The 15,472-nt window shown below is 67.0% G+C and carries 13 protein-coding genes and 1 pseudogene; 5 read left to right on the top strand and 9 right to left on the bottom strand.

Annotated features, from left to right (window positions below; all coding sequences use genetic code 11):
* Positions 1-44: 44 nt before the first annotated feature.
* A pseudogene (locus BJF87_RS05995) lies at positions 45-985 on the bottom strand (UTP--glucose-1-phosphate uridylyltransferase).
* Between the two features lie 134 nt (positions 986-1,119).
* Between BJF87_RS05995 and BJF87_RS05990 the strand changes: the two are divergent.
* Positions 1,120-1,698: a 5-formyltetrahydrofolate cyclo-ligase gene (locus BJF87_RS05990; protein WP_187346473.1), complete on the top strand. Its 579-nt coding sequence runs from the start codon at positions 1,120-1,122 to the stop codon at positions 1,696-1,698.
* A gap of 89 nt (positions 1,699-1,787) precedes the next feature.
* Here the strand turns inward: BJF87_RS05990 and BJF87_RS05985 are convergent, their stop codons facing one another.
* Positions 1,788-2,105: an FmdB family zinc ribbon protein gene (locus BJF87_RS05985; protein ID WP_075862820.1), complete on the bottom strand. Its 318-nt coding sequence runs from the start codon at positions 2,103-2,105 to the stop codon at positions 1,788-1,790.
* 239 nt (positions 2,106-2,344) lie between these two features.
* Between BJF87_RS05985 and BJF87_RS05980 the strand changes: the two genes are divergently transcribed.
* The gene (locus BJF87_RS05980; protein WP_075862819.1) at positions 2,345-3,916 is read left to right on the top strand and encodes a sodium:alanine symporter family protein; all 1,572 of its coding nucleotides are present in this window, start codon (positions 2,345-2,347) and stop codon (positions 3,914-3,916) included.
* A gap of 21 nt (positions 3,917-3,937) precedes the next feature.
* Here BJF87_RS05980 and nhaA read toward each other — a convergent pair whose 3' ends face one another.
* The gene (gene nhaA / locus BJF87_RS05975; RefSeq protein WP_075862818.1) at positions 3,938-5,170 is read right to left on the bottom strand and encodes a Na+/H+ antiporter NhaA; all 1,233 of its coding nucleotides are present in this window, start codon (positions 5,168-5,170) and stop codon (positions 3,938-3,940) included.
* Between the two features lie 223 nt (positions 5,171-5,393).
* Here nhaA and BJF87_RS05970 point away from each other — a divergent pair, with 223 nt between their 5' ends.
* The 3 genes from BJF87_RS05970 to BJF87_RS26610 all read left to right on the top strand — a co-directional run bounded on the left by BJF87_RS05970 (position 5,394) and on the right by BJF87_RS26610 (position 7,339).
* On the top strand, positions 5,394-6,065 hold the full coding sequence (locus BJF87_RS05970) for an SAF domain-containing protein (protein WP_075862817.1): 672 nt from the start codon (positions 5,394-5,396) through the stop codon (positions 6,063-6,065).
* A 175-nt stretch (positions 6,066-6,240) separates the two neighbouring features.
* Positions 6,241-7,080, top strand: coding sequence for a large conductance mechanosensitive channel protein MscL (gene mscL / locus BJF87_RS05965; protein ID WP_075862816.1), 840 nt, complete (start codon positions 6,241-6,243; stop codon positions 7,078-7,080).
* A gap of 130 nt (positions 7,081-7,210) precedes the next feature.
* On the top strand, positions 7,211-7,339 hold the full coding sequence (locus tag BJF87_RS26610) for a hypothetical protein (RefSeq protein ID WP_262338884.1): 129 nt from the start codon (positions 7,211-7,213) through the stop codon (positions 7,337-7,339).
* A 100-nt stretch (positions 7,340-7,439) separates the two neighbouring features.
* Here the strand turns inward: BJF87_RS26610 and BJF87_RS05960 are convergent, their stop codons facing one another.
* From BJF87_RS05960 to BJF87_RS05930, 6 genes are all read right to left on the bottom strand, one after another.
* Entirely contained in the window at positions 7,440-9,146 is a 1,707-nt protein-coding gene (locus tag BJF87_RS05960; protein ID WP_139319428.1) for an ABC transporter ATP-binding protein, read from the bottom strand.
* A gap of 222 nt (positions 9,147-9,368) precedes the next feature.
* The gene (locus BJF87_RS05955; RefSeq protein ID WP_075862815.1) at positions 9,369-10,100 is read right to left on the bottom strand and encodes an MspA family porin; all 732 of its coding nucleotides are present in this window, start codon (positions 10,098-10,100) and stop codon (positions 9,369-9,371) included.
* Positions 10,101-10,170: 70 nt separating this feature from the next.
* Positions 10,171-10,818: an MspA family porin gene (locus BJF87_RS05950; protein WP_075862814.1), complete on the bottom strand. Its 648-nt coding sequence runs from the start codon at positions 10,816-10,818 to the stop codon at positions 10,171-10,173.
* A 692-nt stretch (positions 10,819-11,510) separates the two neighbouring features.
* Entirely contained in the window at positions 11,511-12,179 is a 669-nt protein-coding gene (locus BJF87_RS05940) for a molybdenum cofactor biosynthesis protein B (protein ID WP_075862812.1), read from the bottom strand.
* A gap of 90 nt (positions 12,180-12,269) precedes the next feature.
* On the bottom strand, positions 12,270-13,739 hold the full coding sequence (locus BJF87_RS05935) for a trypsin-like peptidase domain-containing protein (protein WP_075862811.1): 1,470 nt from the start codon (positions 13,737-13,739) through the stop codon (positions 12,270-12,272).
* 230 nt (positions 13,740-13,969) lie between these two features.
* Positions 13,970-15,466 (bottom strand): ATP-binding protein, encoded by a 1,497-nt coding sequence (locus BJF87_RS05930; protein ID WP_396246694.1) that lies wholly within the window; start codon positions 15,464-15,466, stop codon positions 13,970-13,972.
* Between the last annotated feature and the right edge of the window lie 6 nt (positions 15,467-15,472).

The raw sequence follows: 15,472 nt of genomic DNA, 5'->3' as shown, positions 1-15,472 counted from the left end.
GTCCCGCGCGCCGGAACGGCCGAGGCGCGCGGGAGCCCGGGCGATCAGCTGTCGGCGAGCCTCTTCTCGAGCCACTCACGCAGATCAGGGCCGTAATCGTCCCGATCGAGCGCGAAGTCGACGGCGGCCTTGAGGTAGCCACCCGGGTTACCCAGGTCGTGGCGGGTACCGCGATGCACGACGACGTGCACGGGCTCACCCTCTTCGATGAGCAGCGCGATGGCGTCGGTGAGCTGGAGCTCGCCGCCCGCGCCCGGCTTGATCCGACGCAGCGCGTCGAAGATCTTGCGGTCGAGGATGTAGCGTCCGGCCGCGGCGAGATTCGACGGCGCGTCCTGCGGCTCCGGCTTCTCGACCATGCCCTTGAGCTTCATGACGTTGGGGTTGTTGGCGTCGGGCAGCGGCTCGACGTCGAAGACGCCGTAGGCGCTGATGCGGTCCTCGGGGACCTCGATCGCGCACAGGACCGAACCCCCACGACGCTGCCGCGTCCGGGCCATGACCTCCAGCACGCCGCCGGGCAGGACCAGGTCGTCGGGCAGCAGCACTGCGATGGCGTCCTCGTCGTCGTCGAGGCGGTCCTCGACGCAACCGACGGCATGGCCGAGGCCCAGGGGCTTCTCCTGGACGACCGATGCGACCTCGAGCAGGTTGGGCGCCTTGCGGACCTTGGCCAGCATCGCTTCTTTACCGCGCTTGGCGAGGGTGCTCTCGAGGACGAGTCTTTCACGAAGTGCGCGACGACGCCGTCCTTGCCGGGCGAGGTGACGATCAGCAGGCGCTCCGCGCCGGCCGACTTGGCCTCCTCGGCGACCAGCTCGATGCCGGGGGTGTCGACCACCGGCAGCAGCTCCTTGGGCACCGTCTTGGTGGCGGGCAGGAAGCGCGTCCCGAGACCCGCTGCCGGGACCACCGCCGTGCGCGGGATCGGCGGGGTGTTGGGTACGGATTCGTACTCACTGAAGCCATCTTTGGACGCAGTCATGAAACCACCCTAAGACAGGTGTCCCCGAGCGGCCGGACGGACAGCAGTGACCCAGACCTCACCCGTACCGGGGTCGAGGTCCGATACAGTTCGGGCGTCGGCGAGCCACCCACGGCATGAAGGACGGTCGCGTCGTGCGAACCCTGAAGGATCAGCGGCGAGAGGAAGCCGCGAACCGTCGGTCGGGCATGTCGGCGGTCGCGCGCGAGCGGGCTGCCGACAACCTCGCCGAGTGGATACACACCTGCCCGTTCCGGCTCGAGTACGACGTCACCGTCGCGGCCTACGTGCCGGTCGGCGACGAGCCGGGTTCCACGGCGATGCTCGACGCGCTCCTCGATCGCGGCGTGACGGTGCTGCTGCCGGTGGTCCCCGCCGGCGAACCCGCCCCGCTCGACTGGGCGCGCTACACCGGTCCCGGCTCTCTCGCGCCGGGGCGCTGGGGCCTGCTCGAACCCACCCACGACCGTCTCGGTGTTCCCGCGATCCGCGCGGCGTCGGTGGTCCTGATCCCTGCCCTGTCCGTCGACAAGACCGGCGTCCGCCTCGGCCGCGGCGCCGGGTATTACGACCGCACCCTCGTGGGACTGTCCGCGGACCTCGTCGCCGTCGTCTACGACGAGGAACTCGTCGACTCCCTGCCCGCCGGCGACCACGACGTCGCCGTCGGCTGGGCGCTCACCCCGGGCGGCGGATTCCAGGAACTGGGCTGATCTCCGGCCGGTCCTGAGACGACAGAACCTGGGCGGCACGTCCGGAAACGATCCTGCCCAGGTTCTGCTGTGAAGTTGTGCGCGACCCGTCAGGCGGGTGTGGCGGCCTTGCTGTCGGTCTTGGTGGTACTGCTCGAGTTCGCGGACGAATCCGACGAGGACGAGGAGCTGCTCGACGTCGAGCTGTCCGTCGACGAAGACGACGACGCGGTGTCCGAAGAGGACGAACCCGACCGCGAGTCGGTGCGGTAGAAACCGCTCCCCTTGAACACGATGCCGACCGAGTTGAACAGCTTGCGCAGGCGACCGGTGCACTGCGGGCATTCGGTCAGCGCGTCGTCGGAGAACGACTGGACGATGTCGAACTTGTTGTCGCACTCCGTGCAGGCATACGAGTAGGTGGGCACCTGAACCTCCGAAAGTCAGTAAACGCTGACAAGTGTAACCGATTTTGGCACTCCCACATTCCGAGTGCTAACGCCGGGTCCGATGACGACGCCGATGCCCCCTCGATGGGACAGTTCGGGCGACATCAGGCAAGGTGTTTTCCACACTGCGGCCACACCCCGGTCGTTCACCTGCCAAACTACCGTCACCTTCCGATGGCCTGAAGCAACCAGGGCTGCTGACCTATCGCTGGAGTGAGATGACCGACTTCCTCAACGACCTCAACAGCCTGATCTGGAGCAATCCCCTGATCTACCTGTGCCTCGGCTCAGGCGTGTACTTCTCCATCCGGTCACGCTTCATGCAGATCAGGCAGATCCCGGAGATGATCCGCGTGATGATCCGCGGCGAGAGCTCGCCGGACGGGGTGTCGTCGTTCCAGGCACTGATGATCTCGCTGGCCGGTCGCGTCGGCACCGGCAACATCGCCGGCGTCGCCACCGCCATCGCCTTCGGTGGCCCCGGCGCACTGTTCTGGATGTGGGCGATGGCCTTCCTCGGCGCGTCGACCTCCTTCGTGGAGTGCACGCTCGGCCAGATCTACAAGACCCGCGACCGCCTCACCGGTGAGTACCGCGGCGGCCCCGCGTACTACTTCAGCCAGGCCTTCGCTCACACCAAGGCGGCCCCGTTCTTCAAGATCTACGGACTCCTGTTCGCCGCGGTCACCGTGCTGGCGTGCGGCCTGCTCATGCCGAGCGTCCAGTCGAACTCGATGGCTGTCGCGATGAGCCAGGCCTGGGGCATCGCCGACTGGGCCGCCGCCATCGGCATCGTGATCATCCTCGCCTTCGTCATCATCGGCGGCGTCAAGCGCATCGCGACCTTCGCGTCGATCGTCGTGCCGTTCATGGCGGTCTTCTACATCCTGTTCGCCCTCGTCGTCGTCTTCACGAACGCCTCGCAGATCCCCGAGGTGCTGCGACTGATCTTCGCGAGCGCCTTCGGCGTCGACGCGGCGTTCGGTGCGATCATCGGCGCGGCGGTCATGTGGGGCGTCAAGCGCGGCATCTACTCCAACGAGGCCGGCCAGGGAACCGGACCGCACGCCGCGGCCGCCGCCGAAGTCTCCCACCCTGCCAAGCAGGGATTCGTCCAGGCCTTCGCCGTGTACATCGACACGCTGTTCGTCTGTTCGGCCACCGGCTTCCTCATCATCTCGACCGGGGCATACCGGGTCTTCGAGGGTGAGAGCGCCGACGGCGCGGTCCTGTCCGACGGCGGACTGCTCCCCGATGTCGTCGACGTCGGCCCGACCTACGTTCAGGTGGGTTTCGACAGCGTGTGGAGCGGCGCAGGGTCGACGTTCGTGGCGATCTCGCTGGCCTTCTTCTGCCTGACCACGATCATCGCCTACTACTACATGGCGGAGACCAACCTGCGGTTCCTGCTCGGCAAGGCCGCGACCGTCTACATCCACCCGCTGCGCAGCACCGTCGGCTCCAACCTGACGATGCTCCTGCAGGCCCTGATCCTGTTCTCCGTCGCCTACGGCGCGGTGTCGACGGCCAAGGACGCGTGGACCCTCGGCGACATCGGCGTCGGCCTGATGGCGTGGCTCAACATCCTCGGCATCCTGGTCCTGCAGCAACCCGCGTTCAAGGCGCTGCGCGACTACGAGCGTCAGAAGAAGCAGGGCAAGGACCCGATCTTCGACCCGATTGCGCTCGGCATCGTCGGAGCGACCTTCTGGGAGACCTACGAGCACAAGGATCGCTTCCGCGAGGAGAAGCCGATCCCGAGTTCGGAAGGTTCGAGCCCCGACGTCTAGCTGTGGGGTAGGCCCCGACGTTCAACCGCCGATGACGTCCCGGTTGGTGTCCGGGATGTTGTCGCGGTTCATGTCCGCGTCGCGTGCCTGGCGTGCATCCCAGCGCAACAGGGCCGCGGCGAGTGCCGCCGAGACGACCGAGCCGACGAGGATCGCCGCCTTGGCGGCCGCGGCATGGTCGTCGGCCCCTCCCTCGAAGCTGAGTTCGGCGATGAGGAGAGCCACGGTGAAACCGACGCCGGTGAGCATGCCGATCGGCAGCAGGTCGCGTAGTCCGATGGCGTCGGGAAGTCGAAGAGGAGTGAACTTCGTCATCAGCCACGTCGATCCCAGGACGCCGACGAGTTTGCCGACGACGAGTCCGAACACGATGCCGATCGACACGGGCTGCACGATGGAACCCTCGCCCTCGCCACCGATCACGGTGACGCCGGCGGCCGCGAACGCGAAGACCGGAAGCGCAATCGCCGCCGAGTACGGACGCACCGCCTCGTCGAGCCGTTCCGTACGGGGGATCTTCTCACCGTGGATCGCGACGGCGGGTACGACGAAGCCGAGCAGGACGCCCGCGACGGTGGCGTGCACGCCGGATGCGTGCATCAGGGCCCAGGCGACGACGCCGACCGGGATGAACAGCGGCCAGAGCCGCCACGAGCCACGCACCAGGACGCCGAACACCGCGACCACGACGAGTGCGCCGCCGAGCATGACGAAGTCGATCTCGTCGGTGTAGAAGGTCGCGATCACCACGATGCCGAGCAGGTCGTCGACGACGGCCAGCGTGAGCAGGAACGTCCGCAACGGCAGCGGGAGGCCGCGACCGAAGATCGCGAGGACGGCGAGCGCGAAGGCTATGTCGGTGGCGGTCGGGATCGCCCAACCGCGGAGACCTTCGGGGTCGCCGAGGGCGACGACGACCACGTAGAAGAGTGCAGGGGTGACCATTCCGCCCACTGCCGCTGCGATCGGCACCCCGGCGAGCTTCAGATCGCGGAGACCGCCGGCCACGAACTCGTGTTTGAGCTCCACACCGACCACGAAGAAGAAGATCGCCAGCAATCCGTCCGACGCCCAGTGCGCCAGCGAAAGATTCAGATGCAAGAAGTCGGGTCCGACCTCGGTGTGCAGCAGTGACGCGTAGCTCTCCCGCCACGGCGAGTTGGCCCATACGACGGCGATGGCCGCGGTGATGAGCAACAGCACGCCGCTGGTGGTGTCGAGTGCGGCCCACTGCCGAAGGCGGTCGCGTGTCATGGAGCTCCTCTGTCCGCGGGCACACGTATGCCCACATCACGCCGCCCGTGACCGGGCAGCGGCCGACCAGACTTCCCGGCACACCATTGATTTCGTTCCCAGGTCACCCTATCGGAGGCCACTTGCGGTGGCGGACTGTGGACAGTGCGGCCCCGACCGTCGGACAGTCCACAACAGGACCGCAACTCCGTGTTCGGGGTGGTCACCGCCCTACCGTCCACACATGCCTCCCACTCGCATGTCGCTGCCGCGCGACCGACTCGGACCACGCCTCCGCGACCGACTCGCCTCCGCCGCCCGCCCCGGGTGGACGCGCGCGTTGGCGGTCCGACGCCTCGTCGCGGCAGCACTGGTCGTCACGGCCGCCGTGATCGCCCTCGCCGGAACCCGAGCCGACGGCGAGTTCGAGGTGCTCGTCGCGGCGCACGATCTGCTGCCCGGTCAGGTGGTCGCCGCCGACGACCTGACACCCCGGCTCGTCGAGGGGAGCACCGTTCCCGCCGGCGCGATCTCCGACGCCGCGCTCGCAACCGGGCGCACCGTCACCGGTCGCGTACGGGCCGGCGAGATGCTCACCGACACGCGGTTGCTGTCGTCACGCCTGCCGGCCGACCTGACCGGGGTCGACGACGCCCGCCTCGTGCCGGTCCGGTTGTCCGACGAGGCCGTCACGTCGTTGCTCAGGCCCGGAGACGTAGTCGACGTCCTGACCGACTCCGCGGATGTCCTCGCTCGACGCGCCGTCGTGGCGATGCACACGGGCCAGACCTCGCCGACCGGGATCTCCGCTGGTCGCAGCACGGTGGCACCGGTTCTTCTCGCGATGGACGTCGCCGCGGCGCATCGCGTCGCGGCTGCCGGGCTGGAGTCATCGCTGGCGGTGGTCCTGCACTGAATCGGACAAACCGCTGCATTCAGCTGCGACACTCCAGACGATTCAAGGCAAATGGATCGGATCGTTCACGATCGTGGATAGGGTAATACGAGTTTGCACAGCAAATGTCGGATTTGCACCGACTGAGACCAATTCATTGAAACAAGAGCGGAACACCAAGGAGAGGCCGCACACCGTGCTCAAGGGATTCAAGGACTTCATACTCAAGGGCAACGTCGTCGAGCTGGCTACCGCAGTCATCATCGGTGCGGCCTTCACCGCGATCGTGACCGCGTTCACCGACGGCATCGTCCAGCCGATCATCAACTCGATTCCGGTCGGCTCGGATGCCGCTCAGGGACTCGGATTCCAGATCACCGACAACGCCTCGACATTCGTCGACATCGGCAGCGTGATCACCGCCGTCATCAACTTCCTGATCATCGCGGCGGTGGTCTACTTCATCATCATCCTGCCGTACAACAAGCTCTCGGAACTGGGCGGCTTCGGCAAGAAGTCCGAGGTCACCGAGGTCGCTCTGCTGACCGAGATCCGCGATCTGCTCGACCCTGAGGGAACCTCGAAGGCCAAGGCCGAGGCGGAGAGCGACCTGCCGCCGCACCTCGCCGATCCGTCCGCACCGGCCGGTGACGCGTACGCACCCCAGTCGGGTCCGCTCGCGCCGTACGAGTCTCCGTCGGGCGCCGGTACGACGCAGCGCATCTCGGCTCCCCCGCAGTCGGGCGGCCAGCCGTCCCAGCAGGGTCCGTCCCAGCAGGGCCCCTCGCAGTCGGGACCGCAGGCGTCGCCGCTGTTCGGCTCTCCGCAGGGTCAGCCCGGCGGTCCGGGAGGCCAGCCGTACCCGACGCCGCAGCCGGCTCCGGGCAACTACCCGCCGCCCGGAAACTATCCGCCTCCGGGTAACTACCCGCCGCCCGGTTCCCAGTACCCGGGCGAGCAATACCCGGGCGAGCAGTACCCGGGTGATCAGTTCCCGGGTGACGGTCCGGACGCTCCGGGACGCCACTCGCGCTGAGCTCCCAGGAGGCTGACAGCGCGCACCATTCGTATCCCAAGCATGCACTCCTACTTTGGGATTCGTCGCACAGAGGTTGCGACCCGCCGGGGATGACACCCGGTGCGAATCTCGACATGAGGATGGACGAATGCCGAACAAGCCCCAGAACCACAAGCCGCAGCAGCCCAACGGCGGACGGCCCGGCACTCAGCAGCGCAAACAGCCGCCGCGTCCCAAGGCCCGTCCCCAACGGCTCCCCTGGGTCTTCGGTAGCTGACACATCGACAACGAGCCCCTGCCGCCTCGCGCGGCAGGGGCTCGTTGCGTTTCCACGGATGACTGGTGGAGTCGGCAGCAACGCCCGCTCGAGAGCCCGCTCAGGCGGACCGGGCAGTGGCGTGAAATCGTCCGTCGCGCAGCTCGATCCGTCGGTTCGCGATCGCCAGGACACGCGGATCGTGGGTGATCATCACGGTCGTGCGGGACGACGCCAACCTCGCGAGCGGTTCCAGCACCTCGTCAACGGTCTCGGCATCCAGTCCGGTGGTCGGTTCGTCGAGGATCAGCAGTGGCGCGTCCCGTAAGAAGGCTCGGGCCAACGCGATTCGCTGTTGCTGCCCACCGGAGAGGTTGTCCCCGCGTTCGACGACCTCGGCGTCGAAGCCACCGGGGAGTCGCTCGATGAACGGTGTCGCACCGGCCAGATCCGCGGCAGCGACGATGTGTTCGCGCGCGACGTCCGTGCGCCACAACGCTATGTTCTCGGCGATCGAACCGCTCATCAGCGCCGGTCGCTGATGGAGTACCGACATGTGAGCGCGCAGCGTCGGGGTGGACATGGTTCGGATGTCGTTGCCGTTGAGGAGGATCGATCCCGAGTCCGGGTCGTAGAAGCGCAGCAGCAGGTACGTCAACGTACTCTTGCCGGCCCCGCTCGGCCCGGTGATGGCGACGAGATCGCCGGCGCCGATCTCCAGATGCACGTCATCGAGCACCGTCGAATCCGTCTGCGGGTAGGCGAACGAGACACCGTCCAGGGTCAGGCTCACCGCCGACGCCACCGGGCCCGGCGGCACGTCATCTCCGTCGAGCGTCTCGGCCACGCCGACCGGCGCATCCAGCACCTGCGCGACGCGTTCGGCGCTCGCGGTCGCCGCAGTGACGTCGACGACGAGTCCGCCCAGCGTCTGGATCTGCGGGTACAGGTAGCCGAGATAGCCGGTCAGCGCGATCAACGTGCCCAATTCTGCTGCGCCGACCGATATCTGCCAGGCACCGAGGACGATCACCGCGATCATGCACAGCACCTCGACGACGGTGACGGCCTCGGAGAAGGCGGCGTCGGCACGGATCTCCGACATCCGGGCATCGCGCCATAGTCGACTCTGCCGCCCCACCCTGCGCCGGTCTCGATCGAGCTGACCGGCGGCCTGGATGGCGGGCGCATTGGCGACGCCCTCGGCGACCAGGGAACTGATCCGGCCGGCCGACGATCGTTCCCGGCGCGACGCACGCTTGACGATGACGCCGAAACGGCGGGCGATCAGCCACAGCAGGGGTGCGAGGATCGCGGCAGCCAGGGCGAGCTGCCACTGGGTCACGAAAGCCGCGACGGCATAGACGATCAGGCTCACGACGGCGACGGCGGCGGTGACGACCCCGGAAGACAGCAGACTGTCGACCGCTTCCACGTCGGAGGTGTTGCGGGACACGAGATCTCCCGTGCCGAATCGATGTCGCGCATGCGGTGCGAGGCGTTGCGTGTGCACGTACAACCGGTCGCGCAGCCGGAGAAGGAGTTTCTCGGTGACCCCGCCGGTAAGCACCGCTCCCGCGTACGAGGCCGCCGCACCGATGAGGGACGCGGCGATCCACACGAGCAGCGGGTCGAGCAGGGCCGACAGATCGCCGGTGATGAGGACGTCGTCGACGATGTGGGCGAACACGGCGACGGTGACGACCGTGGTCGCGACGTGGACCAGATAGCAGAGGATCGCGACCGCGAGTCTCCACCTGACCCCGTTGAGCAGCGGGCCGAATCGACGCACGGCCGCGCACAGCGACAACGAGCCCGGTTGTTCCATCAGACGTCTCCCAGCGACGGCATCCTCACCGTCGCCGCCAAGGCTAACCCGCCGAGCTTGGGAAACCCTTGTGCGAGGGCCGATCACAGGACCCTCACAGAACATCGTCAGCAGCCGGACAGCTGCCGGGCCCGCCACGAGACACCGCCGACGCAAACACCGCGGGGTGGGAATCCGAGTCGGATTCCACCCCGCGGTGGAGTTGCTGTGTCAGCGAATCGATCAGCCGAGGCTGAAAGGCTTCCCGTTAAGCACGACGACGCCCTTAACGGAATCTGTGCTCACGGTTACCTGCACAACGGCCTTCGCGGATGCGTGGCCGGCGCACGAGTTCACGCCCAACTTCTCCTGGCTGTAGACCACTCCACCCTTGCCACCCTTGAAGGTGTAACTGTTGACCTTGTAGTCGCTGTAGGCTGTGTCCGTGCCCGAAGTCGTGTTCACCAACCAGACGCGCTCAACCTGGCCGGGACCAAGGCTGACCGAGCCATTTGCACCTCCACTCGGGCTCCAACCTCCCTGACTGGGGGGCGTTTCCCACGTTCCTGTACCTCCACTGGGATCTGTGTAGGTACCACTGTTCCCGCTGCTTGGCGGACTGTATGCGTAGCCGCCCTCAGCTCCAGCCCCAGCCCCAAAGTTGACCTGACACCCGACATCGAACCCGACCTTAACCACACCGCCTTCGGCCTTACCTCCGACGGTGACGCGCACCTTGCCCGACAGCCACGCCTCGCGCGAGGTCGGAACGTTGCTGATCGCACGCTGGACGTTGACGTACTCATCGAACAACTGCACAGTCACCGGCGTGCCGTCGACGAGTGTCTTGGTGATCTTGCCACCAGGCAGCGGTCCTGCGGTCGCCCCGCCAGCGCTAAGGCTGGTTAGTCCCATCGCCGCGGCTCCGGCGATACCGGCCGCCGCAACCACGCGACGCGTGATGTTCTTCTTCATGATTCCCCTTCGTGGAATATCAATCTGCTCAGGGCAGATAAGTCAGGAAGTGCTTGTTATCTGCGCCCGGTCAGTTGATGCTGAAGGGCTGGCCGTACAGGGTGGACTGGAGCAAGGTGCCCTCGCCGCTGACCGTACCTTCGTCAGTGCTGTAACCCTTGGCTGCAATAACCTTCGTCACCGAACGGACGGAAGCGTAACCACCGCACTTGTTCAGCGTGAACGAAAGCTGTGAAAGCTGAATGCTGGCGACACCCGAGTCGGACAGGTCCTTGTCGGTGATACTGACTTCCGCGACCTGGCCCGGGCTGAGGGGCAGATTCAGGGAGCCGCTCAGGCCGCCACTCTGCGCGATGAAGTCAATAGAGCCTCCAAGGCCGAGCTCGAGTCCGTCGAGGTTCACCTGACAGCCCACAAGGTAGGTAACCGCCAGGTTGCCACCCACACCCTTGCTCGCCTTCGCGGTGTAGGTGCCCGAGAGGACAAATCCGCGCGACGTCGGAACATTCGCGACAGTAGGGATCGGGTAGGCGCTCTCATTTGTCCGCCAGCTCTGCACTGTTTCGCCGTCGACACCCGAGGCCTTCTTGTATCCGTTGGCCAGCTTTCCTGCTGCCGCATCACCGGCGCCCATGCCGGCCAGGCCCACGACCGCGGCCGAGGCGATCGCGACGGCGCCCGCGGCGCGGCGCAGCCCAAGCTTGCTGAACTTGCTCATTCGTTCCCTCTCACAGGATTCGGCTGTTACCCCGCGGAATGTGTTCACATCCGCAAGTCATGACCCTCGACGTTCGATGGTGTTCCACACAGTAATGCTCAGTCTGCTCACACGCAGGACTTGGCTTGCGTTAAGGATCCATCGAATTCCTGGTCACTGCTGCGTTGTCACTCGCGACAGATCGCAGGACGCTGCTCAAGCCCCGTTCACAGGGGACCGAGCGTTGTCGAGGCGAACGTTATCGGAGGGGTCTCAGAACGGGCAACAGCTGGACTCGGCCGTGTCACAAACCGGATACGCACCATCGCAAATAGTGAATACGTGATCTATCGACGGACGAAAGTTAACGGTAGATAAACACGCTGATGCGGCTATGTACAGCTGGTCGCATTTCACTCGTAATGGGGCGGCCGCTGGGCCTCGAACCAATCCTGAGAGTGACCTTTGTGATCTTCGCCACACGCGTCACTCGTGATGTCCGGGAGGTCGTCCCCGAACACCGAATCAAGCTTCGCGCGACGGGCAGCACGATGAGCAGCAGCGTCATCGCTGCTGCTCACCGGTCGGTTTTCGGGGTTGCCGCGGTCACCCGTCATCGCAGGGAAGTCCTATTTCCGGTCGGTCGATCGTCCTGTCGGACCCGAGATCTCCAGCGCTGCTCGTGGTCCCCGCCACACGCAGCGGTGGCGCGCTCAGAACTCGCTGATGGACTCGATCACATACTTCGCGAGAGGGGCGGCCGTCGCCATTCCGTCGCGCACCGCGGCGCGGGAATCGGCGATATTGACGACCAGGGTCTGCCCGGAGATTCCGGCCAGCCCGCGCGAAAGTCCACCGTCGGTCGCCCCGGCGGCGAGCCCGGAACTACGGATCGCCTCCTCGATGCCGCGCAGCCGGCGGTCGAGCAGCGGTTCGGTGGCCTCCGGGGTCACGTCGCGGGCGCCGACGCCCACACCGCCCACCGAAACCACCAGGTCGACACCACCGATCACCGCGGTGTTCAGAGCGTTCCGGATCTCCACCTCGTCGCCGGGAACAACAACGGCGGCGTCGACGTGGAATCCTGCCTCGGCGAGCAGTTCGCTGACGAGAGGCCCGAGCAGACGCTGGTCCTCACCGTGCGCGGCCTCGTCGTCGACGACGACGACGAGAGCCCGGCCGATCTCCTCGCCCGGCGGGCGATGCGCGGCCTGCTCGTGACGCGCGACGAACTCCCGCGCCGCGGCGTCGGCGGCCACGACATCGGCCGGATCGACCTGACCCGGATCACCCGCGAGACGGACGTCCAGGGACTGTCCCTCCTCGACGGTGTCGCCGGAGATGGCGGTGTTTCCGGGAACGGGGGATCCGGCATCAGACATGGCAGGCCCTTTCTCTCTCGTCTCTGACCGTCCGCTGGACGGTCGTGCGGGGCTGTGTAGTTGTGTGTGGTCGGGCGGTGGCGCCGCGTGTCACTTCACCTCGAGCGTGCCCAACTTGACCTGTGCGGTCTTGGTGTTCGCGCCGTCTGTGTAGGTCACCGTGACCGTGTCCCCCGGCGCATGCGACCGGATGGCCGCCACGAGTGCGTCGCCCGACGGGATCGGACGGTCGTCGACCTTGGTGATGACCGCGTCCTTCGGGATGCCCGCGCCCGCCGCAGGTCCGCCCGGGGTCACATCGGTGACGACGGCGCCGGGCGCGTCGGAGTCACCGCTCGGGCGCACGGACACACCGATGTTGGCGTGGCTGGCCTTGCCCGTGGACTCGAGCTGCTTGGCCACGCGGATCGCCTGGTCGATGGGGATCGCGAACCCGAGTCCGATGCTGCCACCGGCCTGCTGCTCGCCTCCACCGAGGGTGGCGATGGCGGTGTTGATACCGATCAGTGCTCCCCTGGCGTTCACCAGCGCACCGCCCGAGTTGCCGGGATTGATCGCGGCGTCGGTCTGGATGGCATCGATCACCGAGGTGGTGTTGGTGCCCGGATCGCGGGAGGTCAGGACAGGTCGGTTGAGCGCGCTGATGATGCCCGTGGTGACCGTTCCGGCGAGTCCGAGCGGCGAACCGATGGCGATGACGTCCTGCCCGACCGCGAGGTTGTTCGAGTTGCCCACCGTGACCGGGGTCAGATCGTTCCGGTCGACCTTGATGACCGCGATGTCGGAGATCGGATCGGCGCCCAGGACCCGGGCCTGCGCCCGTGAACCGTCCGAGAAGTTGACCCCGACCTTGGCCGCGGGGCCGTTGTCCCCGGCGCTGACGACGTGGTTGTTGGTCATGATGACGCCGTCCTCGGTCAGGACGACACCCGATCCCGAGCCCAGCGCGCCACCCGAGGCGACCTCGATGGAGACCACCGATGGCAGTACACGGGCCGCCACCTCCTGGACCGATCCGGCCGGCGCCTCGACGGGCGCGGTGTTCCCATTCGCCCCGGGGTCGCCGCCGAGCGGACCGCTGCTCGTGCTGCTCGACGACCCGTTGGAACCGTCGGCCAGGGTGTAACCGATCGCACCGCCGGCACCACCGGCGACGAGAGCGACCACCAGCGCACCGGCGCCGAGTGCGGCCAGGCGTCCGCCGCCCTTGTTCTTCGGAGTCCGGGGCGGCGGGTTGCCCCCCGACCCGCCGAACGCGGACTGCGAGTAGGCACCGCCGCCGGGCCCGCCATACGAGGCCTGTGGGGGAAACGGGCTGGTCCCGGGGTTGCCGTAGACAGACGTGGGTGCGTTGTTTCCCCCGTAGCCGGGTCGACCGCCCTGCGCGGGGAATGCTCCGGAGGCCGGACCCGGGTAGCCGTGGCCGCCATGGGACTGCGTCGGTGACTCGGAGCCCGGGGGTGTGGAGGGAGCGCCGCCCCCGGTAAACGGGCCGGCCTCGTGCTGACCGTGCTGGCCACCCCCGTACGGACCGCCACCCTGCGAACCGCCAGTCGTCATCTTCGTCTCTTCCTCGTCGTCTGACCGGCACAGTGCCGGCTGTGGTCGCCACCGGCTGCTGCCGGGTCGGTTCGGTCGGGGTCATCGGTCAAACCACTCGACCGGCGTACCCGAACAACGCCTTCGGTCAACCCTATGGGATCGATGACCAGGTCACACCGGGTAACCACTCGGCTGTCGATGATGTGGACGACGGCCGTCGTGACCCGCCGATGCACGGCGCTTCATCCTTATTGACGAATCACTTGCGGAGATGGTTCCGCAGGAGTTGCCCGGCCGGGCAGAGTCATCCGGATGAGCGCACCGCCGCGTGGCGAGGTGTCGGCCGTGACGGTGCCGCCGTGACGTTCGACGACCTGCCGCACGATCGCCAGGCCCAGCCCCGATCCCGGCATCGACCGCGATTGCGTCGAACGATAGAACCGCTCGAAGACGAGACCGCGGTCCTCCTCGGGGATTCCGGGACCGGCGTCGGCGACGGTGAGCTGCGCTGTCGACATCCCGGTCTGTGTCAAGCCGACGGTCACCGACGTGCCCGGCGGACTCCATTTCGCCGCGTTGTCCAGCACATTCAGTACCGCACGGGAGAGGCCGTGCTGTTCGCCGAAGATGTACCAGGGGGCGAGGTCGAGCTCGAAGTCGATGTCGTTGCGGCGCCGCCGGACGCGTTCGAGGGCCTGCTCGACGATCTCCGCGAGATCGACTTCCTCGTAGACCACCTCGGGCGCGTCCTCGCGGGCGAGGTCGACGAGATCGCCGACCAGCGTGGACAATTCCTCGATCTGAGCCATCACGTCGGCGCGCAGGTCGACCATGTCCTGTTCGGGGACCGCCGGTGCGCCCGGTCGGCTCGCCGCGATCAGCAGTTCCAGGTTGGTGCGCAGCGAGGTCAACGGCGTTCGCAGTTCATGTCCGGCGTCGGCGACGAGACGCGCCTGACGGTCCCGGGATTCGGCGAGCGCCCGCAGCATCGCGTTGAAACTGGCTGTGAGCTTGGCCAATTCGTCGTTGCCGGTCACCGGTATGGGTGTCAGGTCGTTCGTTCGCGCGACCCGTTCGACGGCCCGGTTCAACCGGGCCACCGGTCTCAGTCCGGCACGTCCGACCGTCGTACCGGCGAGAGCCGCCAAAGCCACTCCGCCACAACCGACCACGAGAAGCACCCAAGCCAGGCGTTTGAGAACGCGGTCGGTCTGGATGAGACTCTGCGCCAGGACGAGGGTGTTGCCGTCGTCGAGTTTGCGCGTCAGCACGCGCTGATTCCGGGTGGTGCGCAGGCTCTGCGGATTGGTCCCGGCGATTGCCGGCGCCCGCACGATCTCGCGTTCGGGGTCCTCGAAGGGGACCTGCCCGATGAGATATGTCTGACCGCTCGGGGTCACGAGCGCGACCGAGATGTTCGTGGAGAACACAGTTCCCGCCACCAGCTGCTCGGGCTGGTTGCGCAGCACACCGGCCCGCGCCAAGGCCGCCATCCCGTCGGCACGGCTTTCCAGCTGCTGGTCGACCTCGTTGTACATCGCCCGGTACACCACGAAGTACGCGGCCGCGGCCATCAGGCTCACTGACACCAGCACGACGGTCGCCGAGAGGATCGTGACACGCGAACGCAGCGACACCGCTCGCGTCAACGGCATCGGTGCCCGCATCTCCTTCTCCCCGGACGGGCAGTTCTCCCTGGAGGAGCCAGGTCCGTTGGCGAGCACGTGGGTCAGGCGGTCACGCATCCGCGA

The sequence above is a fragment of the Gordonia sp. CNJ-863 genome (genome assembly GCF_001942325.1).
In the GTDB taxonomy this organism is placed as follows: domain Bacteria; phylum Actinomycetota; class Actinomycetes; order Mycobacteriales; family Mycobacteriaceae; genus Gordonia; species Gordonia alkanivorans.
The sequence above is the reverse complement of the archived record's forward strand: the minus strand, read 5'-3'. Positions and strand labels throughout refer to the sequence as shown.